The organism is Arthrobacter sp. NPDC093128, assembly GCF_040683875.1.
Taxonomy (GTDB): domain Bacteria; phylum Actinomycetota; class Actinomycetes; order Actinomycetales; family Micrococcaceae; genus Arthrobacter.
Genome location: NZ_JBFBEY010000003.1, coordinates 227,405 through 254,297, shown reverse-complemented (window position 1 = coordinate 254,297; position 26,893 = coordinate 227,405). Strand labels below are relative to the sequence as shown.

Annotated in this window: 16 protein-coding genes and 1 pseudogene; 9 read left to right on the top strand and 8 right to left on the bottom strand. The window is 61.2% G+C overall.

The window, feature by feature from the left end:
* Positions 1-472 precede the first annotated feature (472 nt).
* Both AB0N24_RS04970 and AB0N24_RS04965 read right to left on the bottom strand, forming a co-directional pair.
* Positions 473-6,379, bottom strand: a complete 5,907-nt coding sequence (locus AB0N24_RS04970) for an RHS repeat-associated core domain-containing protein (protein ID WP_364121253.1) — start codon at positions 6,377-6,379, stop codon at positions 473-475.
* A gap of 102 nt (positions 6,380-6,481) precedes the next feature.
* On the bottom strand, positions 6,482-8,014 hold the full coding sequence (locus AB0N24_RS04965; RefSeq protein ID WP_364121251.1) for a hypothetical protein: 1,533 nt from the start codon (positions 8,012-8,014) through the stop codon (positions 6,482-6,484).
* A gap of 496 nt (positions 8,015-8,510) precedes the next feature.
* Here AB0N24_RS04965 and AB0N24_RS04960 point away from each other — a divergent pair, with 496 nt between their 5' ends.
* The 3 genes and pseudogenes from AB0N24_RS04960 to istB all read left to right on the top strand — a co-directional run bounded on the left by AB0N24_RS04960 (position 8,511) and on the right by istB (position 12,227).
* Entirely contained in the window at positions 8,511-9,731 is a 1,221-nt protein-coding gene (locus AB0N24_RS04960) for a transposase family protein (RefSeq protein WP_364121248.1), read from the top strand.
* A gap of 491 nt (positions 9,732-10,222) precedes the next feature.
* Entirely contained in the window at positions 10,223-11,440 is a 1,218-nt protein-coding gene (istA, locus tag AB0N24_RS04955; RefSeq protein ID WP_364121245.1) for an IS21 family transposase, read from the top strand.
* Positions 11,440-12,227 (top strand): annotated as a pseudogene (gene istB, locus AB0N24_RS04950) (IS21-like element helper ATPase IstB). Before istA ends, istB begins: the two are co-directional and overlap by 1 nt.
* Positions 12,228-12,814: 587 nt before the next feature.
* Here istB and AB0N24_RS04945 read toward each other — a convergent pair.
* From AB0N24_RS04945 to AB0N24_RS04920, 6 genes are all read right to left on the bottom strand, one after another.
* Positions 12,815-13,534, bottom strand: a complete 720-nt coding sequence (locus AB0N24_RS04945) for a hypothetical protein (RefSeq protein ID WP_364121242.1) — start codon at positions 13,532-13,534, stop codon at positions 12,815-12,817.
* 1,255 nt (positions 13,535-14,789) lie between these two features.
* Entirely contained in the window at positions 14,790-15,440 is a 651-nt protein-coding gene (locus AB0N24_RS04940; protein ID WP_364121240.1) for a hypothetical protein, read from the bottom strand.
* A gap of 10 nt (positions 15,441-15,450) precedes the next feature.
* Positions 15,451-17,709 (bottom strand): hypothetical protein, encoded by a 2,259-nt coding sequence (locus tag AB0N24_RS04935; protein ID WP_364121237.1) that lies wholly within the window; start codon positions 17,707-17,709, stop codon positions 15,451-15,453.
* A 65-nt stretch (positions 17,710-17,774) separates the two neighbouring features.
* Positions 17,775-18,137: a DUF6507 family protein gene (locus tag AB0N24_RS04930; protein WP_364121235.1), complete on the bottom strand. Its 363-nt coding sequence runs from the start codon at positions 18,135-18,137 to the stop codon at positions 17,775-17,777.
* A gap of 9 nt (positions 18,138-18,146) precedes the next feature.
* Complete coding sequence (locus tag AB0N24_RS04925) at positions 18,147-18,452, bottom strand: pore-forming ESAT-6 family protein (RefSeq protein WP_248760920.1); 306 nt, start codon at positions 18,450-18,452, stop codon at positions 18,147-18,149.
* Between the two features lie 78 nt (positions 18,453-18,530).
* Positions 18,531-18,869: a hypothetical protein gene (locus AB0N24_RS04920; protein ID WP_364121232.1), complete on the bottom strand. Its 339-nt coding sequence runs from the start codon at positions 18,867-18,869 to the stop codon at positions 18,531-18,533.
* A 204-nt stretch (positions 18,870-19,073) separates the two neighbouring features.
* Here AB0N24_RS04920 and AB0N24_RS04915 point away from each other — a divergent pair, with 204 nt between their 5' ends.
* The 6 genes from AB0N24_RS04915 to AB0N24_RS04890 all read left to right on the top strand — a co-directional run bounded on the left by AB0N24_RS04915 (position 19,074) and on the right by AB0N24_RS04890 (position 26,887).
* A complete protein-coding gene (locus tag AB0N24_RS04915) occupies positions 19,074-19,337 on the top strand; it encodes a hypothetical protein (RefSeq protein ID WP_364121229.1) in 264 nt (87 codons plus the stop codon).
* Complete coding sequence (locus AB0N24_RS04910; protein WP_364121227.1) at positions 19,330-20,646, top strand: EsaB/YukD family protein; 1,317 nt, start codon at positions 19,330-19,332, stop codon at positions 20,644-20,646. The genes AB0N24_RS04915 and AB0N24_RS04910 overlap by 8 nt, the downstream gene beginning before the upstream one ends.
* Positions 20,639-21,685: a hypothetical protein gene (locus tag AB0N24_RS04905; protein ID WP_364121225.1), complete on the top strand. Its 1,047-nt coding sequence runs from the start codon at positions 20,639-20,641 to the stop codon at positions 21,683-21,685. Before AB0N24_RS04910 ends, AB0N24_RS04905 begins: the two co-directional genes overlap by 8 nt.
* Before the next feature lie 2 nt (positions 21,686-21,687).
* A complete protein-coding gene (gene eccCa / locus AB0N24_RS04900) occupies positions 21,688-25,641 on the top strand; it encodes a type VII secretion protein EccCa (RefSeq protein WP_364121222.1) in 3,954 nt (1,317 codons plus the stop codon).
* Entirely contained in the window at positions 25,638-26,015 is a 378-nt protein-coding gene (locus AB0N24_RS04895) for a hypothetical protein (protein ID WP_364121219.1), read from the top strand. Before eccCa ends, AB0N24_RS04895 begins: the two co-directional genes overlap by 4 nt.
* 113 nt (positions 26,016-26,128) lie before the next feature.
* Positions 26,129-26,887 (top strand): DUF6177 family protein, encoded by a 759-nt coding sequence (locus AB0N24_RS04890; RefSeq protein WP_364121632.1) that lies wholly within the window; start codon positions 26,129-26,131, stop codon positions 26,885-26,887.
* Positions 26,888-26,893: the final 6 nt, after the last annotated feature.

Here is a 26,893-nt window from a genome sequence, read left to right as displayed (position 1 = left end):
GTACCGCTTCGAGCTGCTCACATCCGACGTGCAGGGCCGGCATGGCGTAAACTGCCGGCCCTGGAGCACATCTCCACCTCGGTGGACGGGAACCACCGCAGCTTCGTTCTGCGGGTCACGCAGGTCTATCGCCGCGAGAAGGGTGCCTAGAAGATTGCGCACCGCCATGTCGACACGGCGGCCGAGTAGGGTCCTCGCAACGTTGAAGTGCCGGTCAGAGCCTCTAGCTGATAGTTAATGAGACCGCCGAAGCGGCATGCAGATTGTCTGGGCGCTAATGGCCAACCTCAATCTCAGGGTGGTGCTCCATGACCTACTCGGCCACCCGGCGGCCGCGTCCTGCTATGAGAACTCCAGTGTTTCCTCCCGGTAGGTCACATACCCCTCGCTGGTGACCCCTACGGGGCTTATGGGTTTGCGAGGGATGGGTTGTTGATCGCCTTCCAACTGCGTTCAAACGGTCGCTAATGGGCTACCACCTCCATGGTCTTAGAGTACGGTCCCAATCGATGTCCTCAGGGTCCAGAGTCACGTTGTCGACGACGTAGTCATAGGCCGCCTCAGGTGCCTTCGCAGCCGCGTCTGTGACAGCTATGTAAGCAGCAAAGGAGGCACCTGCGATTCTTGAGCCCGTTTTCTCTTCCATCCAGGATCCTGCATCGAGGAACATGTCATGGTTTACGTAGTGCTCATAGAGATTGGTGCCTATGCGCGCCCCAATAACAGCTGAAGAAACTACTGCGGCGGGAGCACCAAGCTTGCTCCCTACGTTCAAAAGAACGCTTGACCTGGCAACTATCCCTCCGATCTCGAAGGCACCGCCTAAATAGGCGGAGGTGCCGACGCCGGCGCTAGCGTAGTCGCCCTCGCTCAACGCATCGCCGATGGAGGTCAGAGAATCGAAGGTACCGCCCACAAGATTGTAGTAACCAAAAAGTCGCCAAGTGGTCCGGTACCCGGGACGGTTCCAGAGTTTGTTGACGTCGCGCTCCAAGGCTACGCCTCCGGCCGACGTGTCCAGAGGAGCGCCGCTGCGTATTTGGCGCGCCTTAGCCTTTTGATTAAGGGAGCCCAACGATCGGTTCGGCCCTTTCTGTTGAAGTATGTGCCCCTTTCCCAACTCCAACACCGTGTCGGCCCCGGGCGCGTACTGCCCAGGGCGCGGACGGATTATGTGCTGCAGGTCGACCCTATGGCCGATGTCGTGCACATCTGGTCGATAATCTCCTCCCATCGAAGCCTTGAAGTCATTTTTGAGCTTGACGACATCAGGACGGCGACGGATGTCTTGTGTCGATGTCTTCTGTCCAGGCAGTCGGGACCGGATGCCAACTGCACGGTCAGTGGGGTTGTTGATGCGCCGGCGGTAATCTCGGAGAGTCTCGGAACCGACGCTGTCGTCCAGTGCGAGCGTGAAACCCTCAGGATTTCTGTAAGCCAGCTCCGCGCCAACCTTCGCGCCGATCGAAGGGTGAGATTGCTGGCTGTCCGTGCCCTCTGGGTCAATTAGGCTGAGGGGATCGTTCCGAACGAAAGTGTACAGGTTGCTACCGTCGATCAGGCCCTGGGGGTCTCGTTGTAGGAATCGTCCGTCCACGGGGTCGTAGGCTCGGTAGCCGCATTCATAGTTATTACTGGCCCCGACGAACCGCATTCCTGCAAAGTAAAATATGTTGTTATCCATCGGTGCCGGCGGCGCGAGTAGCTGCCCGAAGTCGTCGTACTCGTAATTGCTGCTAACTTCCCTTCCGCGGAAAAGGATCCGTACCGACCTGCTCAAATCATGCAAGGGGAACCATTCCATGCCAGCACCAGTCGACATCAGACAGGGATTGTCGCAATCCATGTTTAGGATGCTGAGCCGCGGCCCGGTGGCGTCGTGCTCCTCGATGATGCTTCGCCCCTCATAGAACAGGGCTCGAATCCCGGCGTCCGACCTTTCGACACAGATCCTCCCAAATGCGTCTCGCAAGAGCTCGAGCTGGATCTGATTTTGCTCGCGAAGCGTCACGAGCTGATTCCGGTAATCATAACCATAAGTACGGTTCTTGTATGATTTGCGATTGCCGTTGGCATCATACGCAACGGCATTGCCATCTACTTCAGCGTATTGATTTAGGTCGTTCGGCATATATAGATGGGCGCCCGTAGCGGTGTTCGCAGTGCGGCGATTGTCTGTCTCGTCGTAAGTGTATGTGCTAGCAAATGGCCCTATAGCGGTCAGCAGGGCATCGATTTCATGCTGGCGATCGGGAACGGGGTCAGCTAAGGGCAATGAAGGGGCAGCAAGGGTGGAAACATCTGGGAGTCCGGGTATCGCCAACTCGTGGACGGAGCGAAGCCGAGAAAGGGAATCATAAGTGAAGCGCTTTGCCTGGCCCTGCCCCACCTGCCCTTCTTCGAGCCGTTGGCAGACTCGCCCGGCGGCATCGTAAAGCTGCTGCTGGTGCAGGGACCGTCCTACGGCAGACACGTGCTCGATGTCGATAGCTCGGCCGCCAAAGTCATAGCGATAAGCCGTGGTTACTCCATTGCTTCTACTGATCCGTGCGGGCCTCAGCCCCGAGTAATCAATGGTGGCGATGATAAACTGATCGGGCGTGCCTTGACCTCCCGGATAACCTTGGCCGCGACTAGTCTGCTCGACTGCAACCACTCGGTCCAGCGGGTCTCGGTGGAATCGGACTGAACGGCCGGAAGGGTACGTCAAAGAGGAGACAGCTCCGGTGTCACTGGTCTCCCGTAAAAGTACGTACTGGTGATTACCGCCTAAGCCACTGGCTGGGGTAAATGACACCGACTCGCGTTCCGGAGCGAGCGAATCATATGCGATTTGGATCTCTGCGAAGTCGTTGGTAGCCAAAACGACTCGGTCCAGAGCGTCATATTGGAACCGAGTGTGGGCGGCGCCCTCGGGAATCAACTCGTCTGGGAGGGTGGCCACATCAAGTATCACGCCTGTATTGCGGTTTAGCGCATCCCAAATTAGATCACGGCAAAGCCCGTTGCGATCACGGTATGACGTGGCGTTCCCCACAGAATCGTAGGTGTACTCGTCGTGCGTCTGATCGGCCAACGTCGTAACGCGTAGCCGTCCGGCTGTGTCATAACTAAACAGGGTGGCGTGGCCTAGATGATCGGTGCACTGGATAAGTTGGTCGTCTAGGTTGTAGGAGTACGACGTCCGGATGGCCGTGACGGGGAATCCAGGAATTTCTAGCAGCCTGCGCATTTCTTTCCGGCGACCGAAGACGTCGTAGTCGTGCTCGGTCTCATTGCCCATCCTGTCAATGAGATGAACAGGTAGCCCACGGCTGTTGTACTCCACGTGGCTGGTGCCGGTAGTGGTCCGATGCGAATCCAGCCGATTCAGTTCGTCAAAGGAGAAGGACTCGGCAAACCACTGTTCACCAACAGCCGCTCCGGATGCCGGGTCAACAGTAACTTCTTTACGGTCCACTCGGACAACGTTGCCTTCCTTGTCGTATTTGAGGCGGACCTCATTGCCTAAAGGATCTGATCTTGCGGCTACCCGCCCAAGGACGTCGACCTGGACGGGAAATTCACGATCGTCCTGGTCGACTTCCTTGACGATGTTCCCCAAGTTGTCACGGAACAGGCGAAGCTTCAAATCTCGCCCAGGGCCAGCGTTGCGATAGGAGGAAAGGACCTCGGCTTCTTGAATTGGCGCCTGAGGGGGGAAACGATTGGCTGCGGCAGAAATGAGAAGACCGAGTTCGTCGTATTCAAATGCGCGCCGTTGCGCAAGCACAAATGCATCGTCATCTTGCTTTTCGTAGAGGCACTCGACTACAGGATTGCCTAGTTTGTCGAAGTGCCGAACTGAGCGATTGCCGAGGGGATCCTCGACCTGAATGTTGCGACCCAGCGCATCGTAGGTATAACGACTCACGTAGCCTCGGGGGTCGGTGAGTAACTGCAGGCGCCCGTCGCCGTCGTAAATTCGCCGAGTAACTGCATGAACCCCAGCAAAATCATCGATCACTGCAGACACTAACCCGCGCTCGTTGTAGCGGAATTTGCGGATCCGGCCGACGGCGGAGAGCACAATGGCTGGTCGACCCGCACCGTCAAATCTCATCCTTTGAGTCTTACTGTCAGTTCCCGTCGGATCGCCAATTCGTTGGTACACAATGTGTCCCTCATTGTCGTACCGACTCGCTGTCAGCAGACTCCCGGTCCGGGTGCCGTCGGCATCGGCCAACTCCTGCTCGCTGAGCAGAAGGTTTCCGGCACTGTCGAAGGAGTTCACCGTGCGAATCGAGAGTGGCGGGGTGCTGACAGTTTCAAGAACCTGGCTGCGCTCATCGTAGACAACCGATGAGACGTAACGCCCGTCGCCGGCTGATTCCGCAGAAGGACGCGCCAGCTTGACCGTACGGCCAAGATCGTCTGGTTCAAGCGAGTGCCGGAGGCCGAGCCCCCCCGGGTCGACGAAGAAGCTGGTCAGGAATCCTGCTTTGATGCCGGCGTCATCAGGTGCGTACTCGTGCACTGTGTGCAACCCGTTCGGAGCAATGGTCTCCACGACCCGACCATGGTCGTCATAGCCGCTAAAGTGCGTCCGAACCGGCTGTCCAGGGTTACCATCGGGCAGCGTCGGGGTTGGCAAGTCGACAAATTCCAAGCGTCCGGAAATGGGCCCGTTTGCGTAGGTATACCGCGTCATCCTGCGGTTGTACTCATTGTCCTCCTCAGCGTCCGGATCCGGGGAGGTCGTGACCCTTGGGTCGGATGCAGTTAGCACTTGACCGGCCTCAGGTTCATACGTGAACTTTTGGATCACGTCATCCCCTCCAGCACCAAAAATGTCGGGGAAGACTTCACTGGACCAGAGGCCAGCAATTTGGCCCAGTTGTCCCAAATCTAGCCCCTTGGTTCTTTTGACCACGGTGAGGAGGTTGCCGAACGTTAAACGGGCTGTAGGCGTAAGATTGTTATCTTGTTCCGGCCTTGTACCCTCCTGGACGGGAAACCGGCGGTCGTACAGGTCACGACCCCATAGCCCTTGCGTAAGAGTCCCCAGCGGACTCATCACAGCGGTGAGGTTGCCGTCGCGGTTATATCGGTAGTGGGTCGTCAGGAGCCGTGGGAGCCCATCGATCCGTGCAACTTCCTCGTGCATCAACAAGTTGCCATAAGCGTTAAATAAGTGCCGGGTTATTTGGCCGTCACGCTCGGTGACAATGGTCTGATGACGAGGTAATTCGTGCTCGGCGTAGGGCAACGCGAAGTCCTCTACCACGTCGGAGTAATCCATATCGACTTGGCCGCTACCTTGTCGCTGGGCCACCAACCGCCGATAGTTAAGCAGTCCCCTGTCTGTACCGTACTCGTTCTCCAGGCGGATCCTGCCGTCGGGATCCAATATGGACGTTAGATGATGAGCCATGTCAGGCGCCGCGGTGGCAACACTCATGTAACCGTACTCCGTAGTGGCACCCCGTGGTTGTGCTCGAGTAGCCGGCAAAGTCATGCCGACGAGATCAGCTTCAGAACCGAAGTGATACTGCCACGTGCGCCCAGTGTAGTCACGGATGGCAGTCAAGAACTGATCGTTGTATCGGAACTCCAACCGTCGGCTCGGCTCATTCACGAACATTCGAGAGAGGAGTCCGTCCGTATACTCAAGGGTGAGGGCGTTGCCGAAACGATCGACAATTTTCGTTGCTAGGTACACGAGTTCTGACATGCCAGGTTGCTGCTCGTAGGTAATGCTACTGCGATCACTTCGGCTGAAGATTAGGGAGTCATTACCCTCGGTCACTACGCCGTGCACGCCGGGCGGAGGAACCCAGTAAGCATGAGTCTCATGCCGAGTGAATGTCTCTTCTGCTAGTGCACCGGTTGATCGGTGGAGAGTGGCGCCTCCCGTATCCACGCGGATCCAAAGGTTGTAGCTATGATCCCATTTTTCCCCCAGGGGACCTCGGTAGTTGGTGAGTTGGGAATATGTGCGTGCAAATACGAGATCAATGCCGGCGCCGTTTAGCTGGAAGTCCACAGTACTGTAGCGGAAATCTCCATCAAATAGCTGCACCGGGTCCGCTGCCTGCGCGACGTTCCCCCGCGTCGGGGTGGTGTCATGGAATTTAGATATAGTGGGGGGTCCGTCGGATACGTAACCAAAGAGGTCGGGACCGACTTCGTCCACAACCTGTTGCTGCAATCGTTCGAATCGAGGGCGGAAAGCCGGATCGCTGCTATTGCGTCTCCAAACGTTTTTCAGGAGGAAGTCCTTGAACGCCGCTAGGTCTTTGATCGGGTGATTCTCATCTTCCGCAAAGACGACGGCTGCATCTTCCCCGATCCTGAGGTAGTGAGTTCGCAACTCTGCCCTTATTTGTCCGTCGCTCATGTTGGAGAGCTCTCCGGATGGGGGCAAGTCTTCGTGTGTGTCGGGAGTGGTCCCCGGGTTCGTTCCCTGATTGCTCGGACCGGGCATTGCCTTCCCTTTCCCTCACTCCACCTGCTGCGAAGGGGCCGTTAGCTTGTCGATGACCCGCCGACGGATCTCGGCTGTAGCGATAGAGTCTTCCTCGTTCATGTTGATGGCAAAAAGGTCACTCATAGTTCGAATCTTGCGCGCTTCGAGATCCTTGAGGTCCTCTTCAGTTAGGTGCCCGGCTTCCGCGACTTTTTGTATCGGAGTGGCATCTTGTCTTTTCGCATTAGCCACCAGTGACTTGAACGTGTCGGTCTCGACCAGTTCTCGTGGCTCATAGCCAACGCTAGTAGCGCGAGCAAGCATTAGGCGGTTGACGTGACTTTGAACAACGTTTAGTGCGTCGGCAACTTTTGCACGACCATTCCGTGACGCGTCCTTGGCCAATCGATATGAGGCGCTGCGGGCGGCCCCAGTGTCCGCGTAGGTAATCTCACCCACAACGGGAGGAACGGTGGGCCTGCCTGCCCCCTCGATCCGCTGGATGTTCAGACGATCATTCTCGTCGAATGTGCCGCAACTCTGCACAACACGGCGCGTGATCACCAACTGCCGGATGGGGGTGGATGGCGGAGGCGGCGGCTCGACAGGAGGGGGAGTCGGGTCCGGCTCTGGTATTTCTTCTCCATTTCGTTGCGTGGGAGCGCCGTCGTCGTAGCGTCGGGCGACATATGAGTGAGCCGCCACACTAGTCGTTACCTCGTGCCCGGTGTCGAGTCCAGCCTGTACGCAAAAGCCCGATAGGTCATGGGGCATGTGGACAACAACGAACACTTCTTGTACGCCTTCGAGTTTGCGTTCTCCCGCTATCAGGTTGAACTCTGTGCTTGCTTGGTCAGACACCGTATGCGGCCTGGGTGCGATGACGAACAGGGCACGGTTACTTCCAAGGTGGTAGCCGTTGAACAGTTGATACATCTGGCTGCTCTGGGTGGTTTTGCTCAACGTTTCGCGCTTCTCCCGCGAGGTGTCCGTGGTGTTTTGATTTATGGTGGTATCGCTCCAACTGTGGGATACTGACGCCCCACCACCGATGGGACCAATGCTGAAGCCTCCGGATGCCGAGAGTTCTGTAGCAGTTACGCTGGTACTTCCCTTGGTGATCTCCGTCTTCGACGCACTGCCAGATAGATATTCCCCGCCTTCTGACACTGCCTCGTACATTTCTCGCTTCTTAGGCTCGAAGTCCATGATGTATGGGTAGTCGTCCGGCGAAGCGCCCTCCCTGTCACTGGGATAGACCGCCAATTGCATAATGGCGCCAAGGCAAGGCCAGTATTGGGTGGACCAACCACTAGAAGTGATGACTTCCCAAGTAGATCGCTGAAGGTCATCAAGTGCCCCCGAGTCTTCTCTCAATTGTTGAGCTCCGGAGAGGTCTTCCGAGGGGTTGTAGCCGGTAATGCTGCATGTCAGCTTCAAGTAGACAATACGCGAATTGGGGTAGTCGTCCGCCGTCTCCTCCCTAGGCACCAGATAGTAGTAGACGGCAAGAGAGGACCGCCATTTGGCGCCAAATTCAAAGTCACCGAAATTGGTGTCAATCATATCTCTGGAATAGGCAAGTCGGACCCAAGTTACGTCCAGAGGGGGAGAAAATGATTGGATGGACATCTAATTTCCTCCAGTGTCAGGCTGCAGTTGAACGAATAGATTTAGACGAGGTACGGGCGGTCACACGAGGATGCCGCTCTCGCCAGACAGTAGCCGCATAATTCGAGCGCCTTATGCGCGGCAAGCAGCAATACGAATGTGTATTCTGCGGACTAACTTCACCCCTTCCTGTGTTTCAAGGACTTCAATGTGGGGGTTCCGGATTCTTGGCACAGGTGGCCAGTTCGACAGGGAGATCTCGACCTGTCACGAACGTGAGTTTGATAGAGAGCATTTTGGCAGTGAAGAGGACTGAAAGCAACACCGCGCGTTGACTCATCAAAGATGCCCGCCTAGCTGGATTCGGGGAAGCATCTAGGAATGCCCGCGTAGCGGTGTGTCCGCCGGGCCGGTGATCGCGGGCGCGGCACTGTGAACCATGGAGCTTTCGATGAGTGAACGCCGTGCTGTTACGAAGGCCATCGCGACCCGTTATGTGCGCTCGTCACGGACGGCCAAGAAGGCGATTCTGGATGAGCTGTGTGCGGTGACGGGGTGGCACCGGGATCACGCACGGAAGGCGTTGCGCCGTGCGCTGGTGCTGCGGCCTGCCAGGGCCCGGGCGCCGCGGCCGCCGCTGTATGGCGAGGAGGTCATCGAGGCGTTGCGGTTCTGCTGGGCCGTGCAGGGAACGTCGTGCGGGAGGCTGCTGGCGGCTGCGCTGCCGGATCTGGTGCCGCGCCTGCGCCGGTTCCAAGAGCTGGAGATTGATGACGCGACGGAGGCTTTGCTGCTGAAGATCGCCCCGGCAACCATTGACCGCCGGCTGAAGCAGGACCGGACGAAGCTGGAGCCGCGGGGCCGGTCCCATACCAAGCCCGGGACTGTGTTGAAGGACTCGATCCCGATGCGGACCTGGGCCGAATGGGACGATGCGGTGCCCGGGTTCGTGGAGATCGATCCGGTCGGCCACGAGGGCGGGAACAGCAGGGGCGAGTTCTGCTTCCCGCTTGACATCACGGACATCGCGACGGGCTGGACGGAGACCCGGTCGGTGAAGAACAAGGCCCAGAAGTGGGTGTTCGCCGCGATCAAGGACGTCACGGCCGCGTTTCCATTCCCGATCGTGGGCATCGATTCGGACAACGGTTCTGAATTCATCAACTGGGAACTGCTGGCGTGGTGCGAGCAGGAGAAACTGACGTTCACCCGATCCCGGTCCGGGAACAAGAATGACGGGGCGCACGTGGAGCAGAAGAACTGGCACATCGTGCGCCAGACCGTCGGCTACCACCGCTACGACACGGCCTCCGAGCTGGAGCTGCTGAACCGGATCTGGGCGCTGCAGCGACTGCTGACCAACCACTTTCTGCCCCAGCAGAAACTGATCGGGAAGGTCCGCACGGGCGCGAAGATGAGCAAGAAATACGACCGGCCCGCGACCCCGTTCCAGCGTTCTGGCATACAAGGGCACCGTCTCACGGGACGTGAAAGCCCGGCTAAAACGCCAAAACAAGCCACTCAATCCCGCCGCGCTACAGCGCCAGATCCAAGCCCTCTGCGCGGAACTCCTGACCCTGACCACCGCCAAACACTCCGCGACACCGCAGCCAGCGATCCGGGCAAAATCAAACGATTCCACGATCCATCCCAGGCGGGCATCTTGACATGATTCCCCGGGGGGGCCGCGTTGACTCTCTAACTCGGAACGCGGGAACGTCACAACGGACGCCCTTAAGGACCTGCTCGACAGGGCAGAAGTCAGCGTGAATTGGAGTCTGCGCCTGCCAACTGACACAAGCGACAGGGGCACCGGCGAAAAAGAAAGGGAATACCGACTGGTTTACGCTCGGTAAAAACACTCGACTGCGCCAACTTATCTAGGCAATCGCCGCTTGGACCTACGAGAGCAGTGGGAATCCTGCCCCCGTCCACGGCCTCGACACTACTCCTTTCAAAACCTCCATAGCTCGTACTACGACAGAATCAGAGCACTGTACCGCCCGATACCAATTTCGGCTGAAACGGGCATATTATCCCACTGGATGGGGTCCGCATTGGAACCATGCCCACGGAACGTCGCCGAACCCTGTCGGTGACGGTCGAAAACTGAGCCATATTGACGGTTGAAAACTGAGCCACCCGTTCCAAACGATTGGGTGGGTGATCACAGTGGAGGATTGGGCGCTTATTCGGCGGTTGCATCTTGCCGAGGGTGAGTCGATGAGGTCGATAGCGACGCGGCTGGGTATTTCCCGGAACACCGTCGCGAAAGCGGTTAGCGCCGATGGTCCGCCGACCTATGTGCGTGCGCCGCAGGACTCCGGGATCAAGGCGGCGGAACCGGCGATCAGGGCCTTGTTGAGGGAGAACCCGCGGATGCCGGCGACGGTGTTGGCGGAGCGTGTGGGCTGGTCCGGGTCCCCGGCGTGGTTCCGGGAGAACGTGGCCAGGATCCGGCCGGAGTATGCCCCTGCCGATCCCGCGGACCGGATCAGTTACGAACCCGGGGATCAGGCGCAGTGCGACCTGTGGTTCCCGGAGGTGCGGATACCGGTCGGTGGCGGGAAGCCGAGGGTTTTGCCGGTGCTGGTGATGGTGTCCTCGCATTCGCGGTTCATCATGGCCCGGATGCTCCCGTCGCGGATGACCGGGGACCTGTTGGCCGGGATGTGGGAGCTGATCGGGTCCCTGGGTGCGGTTCCGCGGCGGCTGATCTGGGACAACGAAGCCGGCATCGGGCGGCGGAACAGTTATGCCGCGGGGGTCGCGGCGTTCGCCGGGGTCCTCGCCACGAGGATCGTGCAGGTCAAGCCTTATGATCCGGAGAGCAAGGGAGTGGTGGAGCGGGCGAACCAGTTCCTGGAGACCTCGTTCCTGCCCGGCCGGGCCTTCGTATCGCCGGAGGATTTCAATGCCCAGCTCGGTCAGTGGCTGCCCAGGGCCCATGCCCGGCTGGTCCGGCGGACAGGTGCGAGGCCTGCGGAGCTGATCGGCCAGGACAAGGCCGCGATGCTGGGGCTGCCGCCGGTTCCGCCCGTGACCGGGTTCGCGGCCCGGGTCCGGCTCCCGCGGGACTACTACGTCCGGATGGGGTCCAACGACTACTCCGTGCATCCGCAGGCGATCGGCAGGTTCGTCGATGTCACCGCGGACCTGGAAACCGTCATGATCAGCCTGGACGGGCGCTGCGTCGGAAGCCACACAAGATCCTGGGGCACGGGGTTGACCGTCACCGATCCGGACCATGTCGAGGCCGCCCGGACGTTGCGGAAAGCCTTCCAAAACCCGGCCCCGGATGGCGACGCGGCCGGGCTGCGGGACCTGGCTGACTACGACCGGGCGTTCGGTGTCGTCCTTGATGACGGGCAGGTCGCATGATGACCAACGCGAAAGAAACCGCCGGCCAGATCGAGTACTACTCCCGCGCGATGAAGGCCCCACGGATCCGGGAAGCGGCAGCCAGGCTCGCGGACCAGGCCCGCGAGACCGGCTGGACCCATGAGGAATACCTTGCCGCGGTCCTGTCCCGGGAAGTCGCCGCCAGAGAAGCCTCCGGAGCCGAAGCCCGTGCCCGGGCAGGCGGGTTTCCTGCCCGCAAGTCGCTCGAGGACTTCAGCTTCGACCATCAGCCCGGCCTCAAACGCGACACCATCGCGCACCTGGCCACCGGTGCGTTCCTCACCGAGGCGTCCAACGTCGTCCTGCTCGGGCCGCCCGGAACCGGGAAAACCCACCTTGCAACCGGGTTGGGGCTGCGGGCCACCCAGCTGGGCCACCGGGTCCTGTTCGCGACGCCATCGACTGGGTCGCCCGGCTCCAAGCTGCGCATCAGGGCGGGCGGCTGCCGCAGGAACTGGTTCGGCTGCGCCGCTACGGGCTGATCATCGTCGATGAGGTTGGCTACATCCCGTTCGAGCAGGACGCCGCGAACCTGTTCTTCCAGCTCGTCTCCTCACGCTACGAGCACGCCTCGCTGATCCTGACCTCGAACCTGCCGTTCGCCCGCTGGGGAGACGTGTTCGGTGACCAGGTCGTAGCCTCGGCCATGGTCGACCGCATCGTCCACCATGCCGAAGTCGTCACCCTCAAAGGCTCCAGCTACCGGCTCAAGCACACACGGACAGACTCTCTGCCCTCGACAAGACCGGAAAATACGGCAGAATAACCAACGTCAACGTGGCTCACTTTTCAACCCACGAAACGGCTCACTTTTCGACCGGCGCTGACAAACCCGAAGTAGTACCCGATGTAGTTGCTGAGCGCACCCGCCCGCGACCTCCTCTGGGTAGTCGGATTCGATAACTTTGGTGAGCATCAGCCCCGAAATTCGCGATTACCACATCATCTCGGTGTCCTCCGCGGTCCCACCGATGAAAAGGCGACGATCTTCCCTGCGTGTTTGGTGTGGTGCAGGTGCTGTGCCCAGTACCTTTCTCCAGGGACGACCAGCTAAGCAGTCACGATGAAGGTACCGAGCAATACCCCCAGAAGGGTGAAGGAGAAGGCTTCCTGATAAGCGTCAGATGGTTGTCTCGGTCATGGCAATCGCATTGAAACGCGAATGCGGCTACGCCTCCGAGATCCTCGGCCTGCCTCCCAGAGACGCCTGAGCTGACAGTTAGCCGCTCCCCCTGCGTCCGCTTGACCCGGAGGGATCCCCCTCTACCTGCGCAGTTCCGAAGCTGATGCGCTCGATCATCTGCACTCCATCACGGTGGATCCAGTTCGAATTTGCTTAGAGCCCGGTGGCGGTCATCTCCCGGCTGCGGTCATCGACGCTTCAACGAACGCGGCCCACGCCCGCGCGTTATCGAGGGTGTGCCAGGCCGGTCTGTCCGCAACCTGGCCGATGGTTCCGAGGAGCTTCTTGACGATCGCGTCCGCGTCTTCATCCGTCCGCGGGAGGGGCTGACACCAGAAGTCGTTGTCGGGCCTATCTGCCCAACTATAGGCTTGGCGGATCCCCCTCCGAACCGGATCCCCGTGCTCAGTCGACTTGATTCGATTGAGTGCCGCTGTTTTGAGAGTCCGCATCGTCGCCTCGCGACCGGCTGTGTTAGGAACGTTCACTAGTGCGACGGGGCGGTGAAGGTAGAGGGCGAATATGGCCTCGGACGACGTCCCGTCGCTGGCTCCGATGGCGATCGCGGCGTGGCACAGACATGCTTCAACGAAGTTGCGCTCGTGGTTTCCGCCTGGCGTCAACACGCCGCCCCGATGCGATTCAATCCACGGCGCGGGCGAAGGCTCGTTCGCGACTCCGATCCACACCGGGGCGTCGGCGGTGGTGTTACTTTCCCCAGCGGCCACGATCGCGATGTCCTTAATCTGGGTGGCGGGATTTATCCACGTGCCGCCAGTCAGAACGATGGCCCCCTGACGCGCTATCGCTCTTCCGAAGAGTCTCGCTGCCTCAGGCTCATTGTCGGAGGGGCGATTACTCCCGAAGACTGCAATTAGCGCGGGTGCCACGGCTCTTTCCTCTCCGTTCAGACCTTGTAGTATCCTCCGGGGCTCGCACGCGTGCAAGGGGGTAAGCGAAACTCTGGATATGGAGCCTTCCGCACACCCACTGGGTCTTGGGAACCCTATGCCGAGGCCGAGGAGCACTTATGCCGGGAAGGGACAGGCCGGTTGCAATACTAGCGCCTCCCGCCGCGACGGCCCGGCCGAGCAGCCCTTCCCGCGATGTGCCGGGGATACTGGCCTGCGGCCGCGACCGCGACGAGCAGATCGCCACCAGCCATTTTGACTGTTGTTGCCCCGCGCCTGGCATGTGTCGACCCGACCCACCGTTAGGGGAACTGATAAAAGCCCCGACCCCGGGGCATCCAAGAGCACCAAGCCCGACCCAAGCTTCTTCTCAGAGGTGGGTAGCCGAAGCACCCTTCCCAGAAGTGGGCAGCCCAAAGAACCGCGTCTTCCCGGGAGATTTCTGGTATCCCTCCTATGCAACAAAGTCATGACTTGCCTAGGCAGAAGCACCGCAGTTTGCACCAGAGAATGTTTAACTGGGAGATGGGTCCTTCCTACGCGAATCACCCCGCTTGCCCTGCTCCACACGTACGTGGCTCAAGGGCAGCGTTCCGCCACGTGCTTGCACTGAATTGGCCTGGTCTCACGCCGTTCAGGCCGATGTTCGAAGCCGGCCTGGAGAGCGGGTCCACTGTCCGTTTTCCATGCCCACACTTCCGTCGCCACCCCGAGCGCACGGGCCTCCTCGTCAAGTCGGTACAGCAGGCTGCAGGCCACCATGATGCCCCACATGCTCGATTCCGCATGTGGCAACCTCTTCGTGACCTCCTCGGGATCTCGCACAACTGCGGCACGACCACCGGGACGGTTCACAATCGAAGGTCAGTGGCCCAAGATCTTCAGGAAATCAACGGAAGCGGAGGTCGCTTCTCTGCAGACAGACCGGAGCGTTCAGGCTCCGGCCAGCTGGGTACCTGGCTCACATCATTCCCATACGCCAAAATTGTCTGAGTCGCGAGATCGGTACACGCCTGAACAAAGCCCTCTGCGCACATGAGCCGCATCGAGTTCCCTCTCGCCACGCGTCAAGACCTTCTTCCCCCCATTGTCGGTCTCTGGATTCTGGCGACAGTCATGGCGCCCGGCGGAACGCCGAGGATGAGCGAATGGACGCGAGCGTAACCGCAGGATTCGTAGATGGGCTCGGCTTCCTCCTGACCAGGGTCCCCACCACCACAGCGTTCCTTCGGACTTAGCTCCCGAAGAGCTTCGCCCCAATCTTAGAAAAGATGCCAGGCTCTTTGGACGCGTCAATAATGACCGGATCAGCCGAGAAATCCGTGCCTGAGTCAGTGACCGGGAGCCGCTTGTTGTCCCAATCCACGGTCTTCAATTCAGAGTTGTACACCGGCGGCGTAATGCCTTCGGCACGCAGAGCGTCCCACATCCATTGCGGAATGTTGTCCACGGTCCGCGGAAACGCCTTCAGTTCCGACCGGACGTCCGCTGCGTTCGCCGGGCGATTCCCGTCTTCAGGCCTACCGAATATTCCCTTGGTCAGGATCTCTTCATCGAAAACTTCCAGCCAGCCGACGGCATTGGGAAAGAGATGAACACGATAGGTCTTGTAGGTCCCCCGTCCGGGGACATAGAGACTGCTTCTGACATCAAGTAACCACGCATCCATCAGCTCGTGCGAGAAGTCAATGAAGCCATCGCAGAATCCCCACGTACCATCGCGTAGAACGTTTTCATACCGCCTGGCCATGCCTTGCTGAATAACGGAGGTACTGATCACTTCGTCAGCGCCAAATCCTAAGCCTCCTTCAGCAAAGGTTTCCGCCTGCAGCTTCTCGAGACCTTCCCGGATAAGTGCGCTCGTCACAACGGTTCCGTCTGACATGTTCGGCCTCCTATTTCATAAGATTATTGAAAGGAACCCTTTCAGGAACCTCATCGTCAAACCAATGTGTGAGCGTGAATGTGTCGGGTAACCCAGGTTTCCCGCCTGATGGGGTACTCATGGCCCACTTCAAGTCTAGGGGTTTCCCCGTCTGCAACCGCTTCTTCGCGTCATCACGAATGCGGTTTTCCACCTCGAAGAACTTCGCTTCACCCTCGCTGATATTGGAGTCACCGGCACCGCGGTTCTGGAACTGGTGCTGCGCGAAGAGGCCGATCCGTTCGCCCGGGGCCCCGAGGAATGAAGGCGCTGAATGCCCGCCTTCGTAGCCCAAGCCGCCCACCCTCTTCCCCGCGAGGAGTTGTTGCCAGGCGTTGCGGTTCATGTCGCCGGCGAAGGTCGAGGTGATCCTTCCCGATACTCTTTGGGCGTGTCCGGCGGCGTCCGTGGTGTACGTGAAGGTGTTATCCAGTCCACCGTCCACCTTCGCCACCACGTTGTACGTGACGTTCGGCACCGGCTTATTAAGTTCAGGTGACCAGGCACCACGGATCCCCGCGTACGTGTCGACCCTCACGACCCTTCCGGTGGCATCCGTGTAGTACTTTTCGACCGAGTCGACGGCCTTGCCCGTCACGTGGTTCATCCTGGACCGGTGTTCCACCACGTACTCGGTGTTCGGCTCCAGGCCGGTGCGGGCCGCGAAGTTGTCCCTTACGCTGACCGGGAAATTCCTATGACCGCGCTCGAGGGTGATCGTCCGTTCAATAGTTTCGGGCTTCGGGAAGTGCTCGACAGGGGCGACAACTGGTGTCGTGGTTGCTGTTCCCGGGACGTGCCCGGCCGGAGCGCGACCGCCTCCCGGGAGGTGGTCCGTCGGAACAGCTGAGGACAAGGAATCCGCCATCCGTCCCAGCGGTCCCTGCCCGAGCCCGCTGCTAATCCCAGCTGGCGCAACTTTCGGGAACGCCTGGTCCAGTGCTTGATCAGTGGCACGCAAGACGGTCGCCAAGCCGTCCGAGGCGCGGGTAGCTGCGTGATCCACGGCCGCGGGCAACTTGTCCAACGCCATCCAGGCGTTGACCTTCATAGCTGTGATCGTGTCCATGACTTTAACGGTCGTTTGGGGCATAACCAGGTCGGAGACCTTCAGGGCGAGCGACCCGGGTTTGGAGAGGAAAGCACCGGTGCTATAGAGACCCTGGGCTGCACTGCCCATCCCTGCCGAGAGCCGGCCCGTGGTCGCGATGCTGATTTTTTCCGCGACCGATCCGGCCTTGCTGGCGACTGTCCCGGCTTTGCCTACGCCTAGTGCCGGGACCAGTAGCGATGCCAGGCCGAATACATTGGCACCGGCGGCCCAGCCGGCGTTCGTCTCGGCGTCCTCGGCGTGAATGATGCCTGCCCCCACCGCACCCCAGTCAACCGAGCGGGGGTCAGTGGTGGCCAAGGTTCTGAGGCCCGCCATGGCGCCGTCATTCTTCGCCTTGTTACTCAGAACAGGGAGCAGCGACCATACACCGTCGACCAGCATCACTGCGCCGGCACCAAATCCATACAGTTCTCCGAGGACGCCGTTGGGACGGTAAGGGACGGTTTGCTGGCCCCAAGGGTTTTGGTCCTGGTCATTTTGGATCCCGAAAAGTGTTCCCGCGTTGAACAGCCCCTCAGTGATCCAGTTCCCGGATCGGAGGTCAGTATGCTGGAGACGTTCCGAGCGGTGAACCTCCGCCCCTGACACTGCTGCCATGGCGGCGGCGCACGTGTCCTGCGCATTCAGATAGTCGTTATGGATGGCCTGAACTTCGGCTGCGAGTGCGTTGCGGCGGCCGGTCAAGTCGGCATCGCCGCTCCAGTGCTGCTGGACCTGGGTGGTGATTTGCTGGTCTTTGACCATTGTTTTCTTCTCAACAGACGTCGGGAAGACATCAATGTCCGTATCCAGCTCCCGGACGCTTCGGCCGTAGGCCTCAAGCCGCTGCCGCAGGTCGCGGCAGGTGGAAGAGAACGTCGTCAGTGCCTTGGAGGTCAGCTGGGCGTCACTGGAGACCCTTGCCGCCAGAGGTGGAACCTTGCTGAACGCGGCCAGAACGGTCGGGGACTCCTCCGAAACATAGGAGGATCCTAATCCCGACCATGTTTGGGCGGCGGCGTCCAAACCGCTTTGGAAGGCGGCCGAATGCGTCGTGAGATCGGCGGCCGCGGTGTCGAGAGAGTCGACGTCCGGCAATTCAAAGCCGCCTGAGGGGTCCAGTCCGGACGGTCCCATTGGGGTGCCACCATGAGGCGATAAAGCCATGTTGCTCCGAACCCTTCAAGCTCTAAGGAAAGTTTTTACTGGGGCACGGGCCGGCGTCCGGCCCCCGGAAGAGAAGTTGGCCCTTCTGCCCGGGCCGCACTGCGCTGTGCGCCAGCGGCCATCTCCAGGTCTCCCTGAACGTAGAAGCTCACGGCCTGCACTGTGGAAGTAACGATCGTCCCGGTTCTGGCTACGGCTGCCCTGGCGTTTGGGCCGAGACTGTTGGTGACAACGTCGTTCAAGGCAGCCACCACAACCCCGCCAGGAATGGAGGACGCCGCGAGCATCAGAGCCTGCTCCATCCCGGCAACGGCCGGTTCCACGTTCTCCGCCTGGGTTGCGGTTGCCCTGATGGTGGCTATCGACGAGTCGACATCAATGTTCCAACTGCCGCTCATGGTCTGTCCCTATCCAATGCCCTGGACAGCGTTCCGTGCAGAGCTGATGGCCGTCGATGCCGTTTCGTCGTTGAGGCCAAGGGTGCTCTTGACGAGTGCCACGATGGCCTTGGTCTCGTTGGCGGCGGCGTTCCAGCGGGATTCCACTGCCTGGTACTCGGAGTCAACGCCGTCGGCGCGGAAGTCAGCCATTGCCTGGCTGACATCGGCCTGACGCTGGCCGATCAGGGACTCCAGCTGCGCCGCGAGTGCCTGGATGTCGCCCTGAACCTGGGCGGAAACGTTGGTGTCGAATGCGATTCTGTTAGCAGTCATGATTTAGCAGAGCCGGCCCGGCTCCCACTCCATTCCGTAGATTGAACAGCAATTTCCTGGTGAGAGGGGATGCCCCGATCAGGCACGACCCTGGAAGCGGGCACCATCGAAGTTGGCTGAGCCCTCGCTCTGGCGGGCGTTGTCGCTGGCAGCGAGGTCGCCCTGCTGGAAGGCCGTGTTCATTCCGCCCTGGCCCTGGACGATTCCTGCCAGCGCAGCGTTGAGTTCAGATGCCACGAGATCCGAGCGGTTCTTGAAGTTATCGAACGCTGCCTTGCCGGCACCGCTGAAGCGGCCCTCCAGCGGGGTCACTGCGTCCACGAATCGGCGCACGAGCGCGCCAAGGTCTTGGTTCGCTGAGTCGGTTTGCCTGTTAAGGTTCCCGACGGTCTCTGCACCCATGTCAAAGATAGCCACGAGATTCCCCCACAATCGCTCTTGTCTGGTTGCATCGCCGACGGTGGACGACAACGCGCATTAACCAGCATGTTCAACTCCACGCTATATGTCCAGTCGATGCACAAACTAATTCGTGAAGAGGCCGAGACTTGCACAGGTCGTCACCGTCCGGGGTAGGTTTGTCTGTGCCGATATTTGCCGTGGAGGGGAGCGGGATCACGCATGGCCGAAGACTATGATGGCAGGCTGTTGGAATCGGCGAAAGTCCGAAAACACAAGCTGGACGATGCGCTGCTGTTCGGCATTAATGTGCAGGAGCGAAGCTATTCCAGCAGCACCATGAAGTTGATGTACTCCCTCCTCCTTGCGGCCTTGATAGCGGCAGTCTGCGTTGGTTTCAGCTTCGTCCAGCATTTGCTGAGTGAGCGGAATAGTCCTGCCGCTACTGCCCTTCTAACGTTGTGGACAGACCTGTACCGTGTCTAACGCCCTTACCCGGATCACCGTCATCGGCGAGCACCGGCACCTGGACCTCCGCGTCCCATCCGATGAGCCTGTGGCCTCCCTGCTCCCGCAAATCCGCGAACTCATCTTCGCCGGCGTTGAAGACCTTCGGGAACGGTCATCGCCGACTGTCCTCACCACGGCCGTCGGAACGGTTATTGAAGCGTCCCAAACATTGCGGGCTGCTGCCGTACCCGACGGTGCCCGTCTTTACCTCCGGGACGAACGCGCCGTGCCGCCTTCCCCTGAGGTTTATGACATCGCGTCGTTCGCGGCTGAATCCACAGAGCGCTCCCCCCTACTCTGGACCGGAGCCCTCCGCGCTGCCGGTCTCGCCGCCGTATCCGGATTGATCATGGCCGGCAGCGGGAGCGCGGCGGTACTCCAGCAGCCAGACCAGGTCATCTTTGGGATGTCACTGGTTGGCATTCTGTTGCTCGTCGGATCCCTGCTCAGCCGATTCCGGTCCGTGCCGGCAGGCCTGTCAGTCCTGGCCGCTGGCTGGATCGTGGCAGTCTCTGTGTCGTTTACAACTAAGGACTTCCCGTCTGGGCCGCTGCTACTGGCCATTACCATTCTGACCCTCGTCGCAGCGGGCCTCGGTACTCGCCAGCCGGTCCCGTTTATCGCGACTGCCGGGCTGCTCGGGGCCCTCGGCGCAGTTTGGGCTGCCGTGCAGCAGGGCAGCGGGGATGCAGCGCTTGGTGCCGCCGTCACAGGAATAGTGGCTGTTCTCACGCTCGGTATTGCGCCCAGGCTCGCCACGGTAGTGGGCGGATTGAACGGTCTCGACGACGACCAGCGTCAGGGTGTCCGGCCCCACCGGCAGCGGACCCTGGACGCTTTTCACCGGGCGCACCGCACGCTCGCAGGGTGGTCCCTGGCTTCGGCACTGGCAGCCTCAGGTGCTGCCGTCTGTGTCTGCCTGGCATGGGACCGCGCCGAATGGTCCTTGCCTCTGGCAGCCGTACTGCTGGGAGCAGTCGTCTTCCGGGGGCTATCACTGCCCCTGTTCTGGCAGCGGATCGGGGTGTACGGGCTGGCCGCAGGCGGCCTGGTGGGAATCGCCGTCGTAGTTTCGACTCAGCTGCACCAGCCCCCCTACCTCCTGATCGCCGGTGCGGTGGGCCTGCTCACACTTGGCGCGGCCCAAGGGGCCGTCCGCGAACAGGCCGGGGCCAGGCTGCGGCTCATGGCAACACGCACTGAGACGGTGTGCGTCCTGGCCACCATTCCGCTCACTCTGGGCCTGTCCGGAGCCTACGAACAATTAGGACACACCTTTGGCTGAGCAACCACGCACGGGGTTCCCCCTCGCCCCGCAGACACAGCAGCCCCCTGGGACGGTCGGCGCCGAACCCCCTGCCGGCTTTCCCGGCATGGCACCACGCCCGCGTCAACTTGATGGTCCCCCGAGAACCGTTGAAGAAGACGCCCGTCCGACTCCCCCGGACATCGCACCTGATCCCCTGCACCGGCGGCCTCCCTCCAAACCGGCCCGCCAGCCGACCGGTGACACCTGGTGGGAACGCCTCCGGTTCGAGATTTCTGATGCCCTGACCTCGGGCGGACTGTCGGAGCGCCTGGTACGGGCCTCCTCAGCCGTGGAGGCCCCGATCACCACCGGCCGGAGGATCGTCGTCGTCGGAGTAGCCGGTGGCGTGGGCACCACGACGGTGGCGGCCCTCTCCGTTAAGCTGCTGGGCAGCATCCGGCAGGAAGCTGTCATGGCTATTGACGCCACGGACGAATCGGGCCGGCTTCTGCACTACTTGGGGGCGGCCGAAGACGCCGAACTGTCGGCAGCCGCTTTGAAACTGCGGTCAGAGCCGGTCCGGACCCTGCCCGACCTTGTGGAACGAGCGGTGTCCTGCGGCAACCAGGTTTACGCCCTCGGACGCTCAGATGTGCCCGCCGCTGCCGATACCCCGATTGGTGCCGCCGAATGGACGGACCTGTCTTCGATTTTTTCGAGGTTCCTCGCCGTGACCGTCGTCGATGCCGGGTCGTCCCCACGCTCCCGGCAGACCGCTGCCCTGCTGGAGACAGCGCACGCAATCGTCCTTGTCGCGCCGGATACGGACTTCGGAGCAGACAGGGCGGCCGCGGTACGGGCCGGACTCTTCGCCGCCCGTCCGGAAACTCCCGTGGTCACGGTGCGGACCCAGATCAACGGCCAAGCCAACGGTGCCTGGGACGCGACCGGGCTGCCTTTTGACCGCCACCTTGCCGCCGGCGGACCCATCAGGTTAAGCCGGCTGGGGGCGCGGACCCGTATCGCGGCGACGGAGATCGCCGGCTCGGCCCTGTCCGCCGCCAACGGGCGGTAGCCATGACCACCAGGATCATCCACCGCCCGGCGCGGACCGCCCTTCCCGAATCACCCGCGCCGTCAGCAGCGTTGGATGCCCCTCCCCAGCTGCCCTCAGGCGGGGGCGGCATGAACATGTTGGCGCTTGTCCCCATGCTCGGTGCTGCCACGTCCGTGACGGTCATGATGCTCTTCCGGGGATCGTCATTGGCAGGAATCGGGGCGATCATGATGGTGGCAACGGTTCTAGCGTCCCTTGCGCTGATTTTTTCCCAGCGAGGAAAGTCAGCACGGCAACGCAGTCAGAAACGCCGCCTCTACATGGACTATCTTCACCGCCGGCATAAGGAATTCGAAGCCGACGAACGCCTGGCGAGAATGGCCGCTAACCGCAGCCATCCGCCGGTTGGCCAGCTGCTGGAAACAGTGGTTGAGGACCCGCACAGGCTGTGGGAACGGCGCCGCACCAGCCCTGACTTCCTCCTCACCCGTTTTGGCACCGGCGCTGTTCCCCAGCGCATCATCTCCGTCCAGGACAGCGGGGATGCCGTCGAACGGCCCGATACTTTCATGCTGGCCGAGGCGGAACAGCTGAGTCACCGTTTCGCCTCCAATCCACACATGCCACTAACACTCCCGTTGGCCGGGGTCTCGAACGTCTCCATCATCGGAGACAGGGAAACGGCACTGACGGTCTGCCGAAGCATCCTGAGCCGCATCGCCGTTTCCCAATCCCCCGAGGATGTCGAACTGGGGATAGTCGTCGCCGACGACCGCCGGGCTGACTGGGAATGGACCAAATGGCTGCCCCATCTCCTGGACCGGTCAAACCAGCCCCGACAATCCGCAAACCACCATGGGATGGCCCGCCTCCTGGGCGCCAGCTTCGATGCCCGGATCGCTGCCGTGGCCGGCGCGGCACGGAACTTCCAGCGGCTGCCCGCAGAAGCGCTGCCCCGGCTGGTGATCATCACCGACCTGCCCGGGGAGAACGCCCTGCCGCTCCCCGGGCTGCCCGCTGACATGTCGCTCACTGATCTGGCGGTGACCCGGATCCACCTGCTGACAGACCAGAAACAGGAGCCTGACAGTGTGGATCTTCGGCTCACCGTTGATACCGGCAGCGTCACCCTGACGAACACCTCAAACGGGCAGACGGTAGTTGGCCAGGCGGACGAAGTCCATCCGGCGGAGGCTGAGTCCATTGCCCGTGCTCTGGCTCCGCTGCGCCTCTCGGAGTTGTCGCATGAGTTTGGCGAGCACAAGGCTTCACGCAGCTACGCAGAGTCACTGGGACTGAACGGATACACCGCCGAAGAGGTACACAAACTCTGGGAAACCCAGCGGGGGCCGGACTTCCTCCGCGTTGCCATCGGCATGGACGAGGACTCCTCGCCCGTCTACCTGGACCTGAAGGAGCCCGCGAAGCAGGGAATGGGGCCCCATGGCATCTGTGTGGGGGCCACCGGATCCGGCAAATCCGAACTGCTGCGGACACTGGTCCTGTCCCTGCTGACCACCCATTCCCCCGAGGATCTGAACATGGTGCTCGTGGACTATAAAGGCGGCGCAACATTCGCGCCTTTCGCTGACGCCCCCCACGTCTCGGGCCTGGTCACGAACCTTGTCAGCGATGCCAGCCTCGTTGACCGGATTTACGCGAGCCTGGCGGGAGAAGTCGTCCGCCGGCAGGAACTGCTGAAGTCCGGTGGTGACTTCGCCCATATTGATGACTACCGCAGCGCACGCGTGCGCACCCCGGACGATCCCGCACTGCGGCTTCCCCTGCCCTACCTCTTTGTCTGTATCGACGAATTCGGTGAACTCCTCACAGCGCGCTCCGATTTCATCGACCTCCTCCTCTCGATCGGACGCATCGGACGCTCCATCGGAATCCATTTGCTCCTGTCCAGCCAGAAAGTGGAATCAGGGATGCTTCGAGGGCTGGAGACCTACCTTGCCTACCGGATTGCGCTGCACACCAATTCAGAAAGCGAAAGCCGCACTGTCATTGATGTTCCGGATGCCTACCACCTCCCCAACACGCCAGGGCACGGAATCCTGAAGGTGGACACCACCGTCTTCCGTCGTTTCAAGGCATCGTACGTTTCCGGCCCGCTGCCCCGTCCGGTCGGTGAAGAGGACACCGCCTCCGCAGCAGACGCGCCGCCCCCGGTGGCCGTTTTCAGCCTCAGCCGCCCAGGCAGCGCGGACCAGCCGACAGCGGCACTCCCCGCTCCTGCCTCTTCCCCAGGATCAGGGCAAGCTCCTCAGGGCCCCACCATCCTTTCGACGCTCGTTGGTTTTGCCTCCGGCACCCAACCGATGACACCGCCGGTCTGGCTTCCCCCGTTGCCGGTCTCAATCCCGCTGTCCCAAAGTGGGGCGGCGCTCAACCTGACTTCAGCCGGACCGCGCCTGGAACAACCGGCTTACCTTTGCCCTGCTGTGGGCATCCTGGACGACCCGTCACGCCAGTGGCAGGGACCGTGGCACCTCGACCTGGCCGCGAGGGGCGGCAATCTCGCTGTTATCGGCGCACCACAGAGCGGCCGCAGCACAGCGCTCCGCAGCATCGCCGCCGCCCTTGCCCTCAGCCACACGGTCCAGGACGTAAACCTTTACGGCATCGACCTTCTCGGCAACTCACTGACCGGCTTGGCCGCACTACCGCACAGCGCCGGCATGGCAGGGCGTGGAAACCGTGAGTACCTGCGCCGGACCGTCGAAGAAGTACATTCGTTGGTCACCGCGCGGCAGGACGTTTTCGAAGCCCACCGGATAGACACTGTCAAGGCGATGCGGACAGCTCGGGCCCGCGGCGGGCTCGAAGAACTGAGCTGCACCGACCTGTTCCTTTTCATCGATGGCTTCGGTGCCCTGACGTCAGAGTTTCCGGAAATCGAGGAGATGGTCCACGACATCATGACGCGCGGGAGCACCTTCGGGGTCCACGTCGTCGTCACGGTCAGGACCTGGTCTGAGATCCGGATGACGCGGCAATCCCTGATCGGCAACCGAATCGAGCTCCACATCTCCGATCCCGCCGACTCCATCGACCGCCGTCTGGCATCAACTCTCGGCGCGGGCCGGCCAGGGCGGGCCCTCACGCTGGACAAAACCATCGGACACTTCGCGCTCACCTCCCTGGAGAACCGCCCCGACCCGGACGCCGCTGCCAGCGAACTCGAGCAGCTGTGCCAGATTGTTGCCAGCGGCACAGCCGATTCCGCCCCCGCCGTCAGGGTGCTGCCCGCAGCCGTGGAGCTTCCTCCGCCAACGGAGCGGACGTCCGGACCCGGCCTGGGACTGCGGGAGCAGGATCTGGGGACCGAAGTCCTGGATCTCTTCGGGACAGACCCAGGGCTCCTCGCGTTCGGGGACCCGGAAACCGGCAGAACCAACCTGTTGAAAAGCATTGCCTCACAATTGATCGGCTCTCATGCTCCAGGCGATGTGATCTTTGCTGTCTTTGATCCCCGCCAGAACCTGCGGAACTTCATCCCGGATGAGTACCTCGGCGAATACGCTTCGAACGCTCTCGTGGCCGCGCGGCTTGCTGAATTTGTTGCAGGCCAGATCCAGGACCGGATGGGAGACGGCAGCAAACCCGCCCTCACCATTCCCCGGATCGTTCTCCTCGTTGACGACTACGACATCCTCGCCGCAGCCGGCAACCAACCCCTAAGAGCCTTGGCTCCCCACATTCCGGCAGGCGCGGACGCCGGACTCCACGCCGTTGTGGCAAGCAGGATCAACGGGGCCGCCGTCGCAATTCACGACCCGTTCCTCAGCGCCATCAGGGCAGCCAGCGGGCCGGTGGCGCTGTTCTCCGGAGAGCGAACAGAAGGTGTGATCGCAAACGGCGAACGCCCCGCCCACCTGCCAACCGGCCGCGCACGCATCCTGCGCCCGGGCCGCCGGCCTTTGGTGGTACAGACCTTCCTCCATCAGAACAAGGACCACTCCGCATGAGCTACGATTTCCATCTCGTTGCCGCAACAGACCCCCAGCAGGGAGACTTCGCCAGGGTGTGCGCACTCCTCGAGGACAAGGCCAGACTGGAATCGGCTGGCGATACCGGGCACCTCATCCTCACGCTGGGAGGGGAACAGCTGGCGCTGATTTCTGTGCCCAGCCACATCGATAATGACGAACTACTGCGGGTCCTTGGGCAGGATGTAGCCCGCCAGCTTGGCGGAACCGCGTGGGTGTCCGAAGTGAACTGCCCCGAAGACAAAGACATCGCAGAAGCTGCCCGGACATTCCTCATGCTTGCCGTGTCTGAAACCCGCGGCCTGGTCATCGATCCGCAGACCAACGAAATCCTGAATGCGCTGGATACATGAATCCGGGACTCCCATTGCACATCATCCCTGCTCCCGCGGTACGGCCTTGGAAGACCCGCGCATTTGGTAATGCTCTCGCGGATGTACCCGCCGGAGCGACTCCCGCCGTGGCCATGCGAAGGGAAGCCCAGCCAAGCTACGGTCTAGTCGCGTTTCTCAAAGCCACCAACCTGCCGTGGTTCAGGCCCACCGAAGACGGCCAGAACCTTGAGAACGCCCTCACCGTTCAGCCGGCGGAAAGTGCTCCCCTCGTCTCCGGCAGCCTAGCCGTGAGCGGAAGTGTCTTGCACCCAGCCAACTACTCCACACGAATCGGGGCACATACCGCCCAGATGCTTGAGCCGTTCCAGGTGCGTCCCTTGAGAGCGGGAGACACGGAGCCGCTTAGTGGGACATGGGACATTGAGATCATCAGCCGCTGGTTCCAATCACACATGCCTTGGGGCGCGCTCATTTTCTCCGGGGCCAATGTCACCGGCCTCTTGACCGCCGTGCGCACACAGTCCGGCGTTGTGGAGTCCTTCGACGCCCTTGTAACAACAGGAACGCCCCTCAGCAGCACGATGCGGGACACCGCCATTGAGAGGTCCGTATCTCTATCAGCCATGGATTTCCATCTGGAGTATCACTTCGGTGCAGATTCGATGGGTGTCTACTCAGGCAGCGACCGATACCGGGTTCCGCTGGCAGCCGTGTTAGGGCCCTCCTTGGCCAAAGAGGTTGATTTGAGCCAGCGGAAGATAGAGGGTGCGGACGTGGAAAGGCTGGGGTTCGGCCCCTTCCAGCATCTGGCGATACGATTCCCGCTGGTCACCGCATGGGACCAGGAACAAGGGCAGCACCTGCGCCAAGAACTGCTCCTGGCACCGTAAGCCGGC

What these genes read in the sequence shown, in the direction of transcription:
- AB0N24_RS04925 (WP_248760920.1), bottom strand. Translation starts at nt 18,452, where the DNA reads ATGACTGCTAACAGAATCGCATTCGACACCAACGTTTCCGCCCAGGTT.
- AB0N24_RS04940 (WP_364121240.1), bottom strand. Translation starts at nt 15,440, where the DNA reads ATGTCAGACGGAACCGTTGTGACGAGCGCACTTATCCGGGAAGGTCTC.
- AB0N24_RS04965 (WP_364121251.1), bottom strand. Translation starts at nt 8,014, where the DNA reads ATGATTGACACCAATTTCGGTGACTTTGAATTTGGCGCCAAATGGCGG.
- AB0N24_RS04890 (WP_364121632.1), top strand. Translation starts at nt 26,129, where the DNA reads ATGCGAAGGGAAGCCCAGCCAAGCTACGGTCTAGTCGCGTTTCTCAAA.
- AB0N24_RS04935 (WP_364121237.1), bottom strand. Translation starts at nt 17,709, where the DNA reads ATGGGACCGTCCGGACTGGACCCCTCAGGCGGCTTTGAATTGCCGGAC.
- AB0N24_RS04895 (WP_364121219.1), top strand. Translation starts at nt 25,638, where the DNA reads ATGAGCTACGATTTCCATCTCGTTGCCGCAACAGACCCCCAGCAGGGA.
- AB0N24_RS04930 (WP_364121235.1), bottom strand. Translation starts at nt 18,137, where the DNA reads ATGAGCGGCAGTTGGAACATTGATGTCGACTCGTCGATAGCCACCATC.
- eccCa (WP_364121222.1), top strand. Translation starts at nt 21,688, where the DNA reads ATGACCACCAGGATCATCCACCGCCCGGCGCGGACCGCCCTTCCCGAA.
- AB0N24_RS04970 (WP_364121253.1), bottom strand. Translation starts at nt 6,379, where the DNA reads ATGAGCGACGGACAAATAAGGGCAGAGTTGCGAACTCACTACCTCAGG.
- AB0N24_RS04960 (WP_364121248.1), top strand. Translation starts at nt 8,511, where the DNA reads ATGAGTGAACGCCGTGCTGTTACGAAGGCCATCGCGACCCGTTATGTG.
- AB0N24_RS04915 (WP_364121229.1), top strand. Translation starts at nt 19,074, where the DNA reads ATGGCCGAAGACTATGATGGCAGGCTGTTGGAATCGGCGAAAGTCCGA.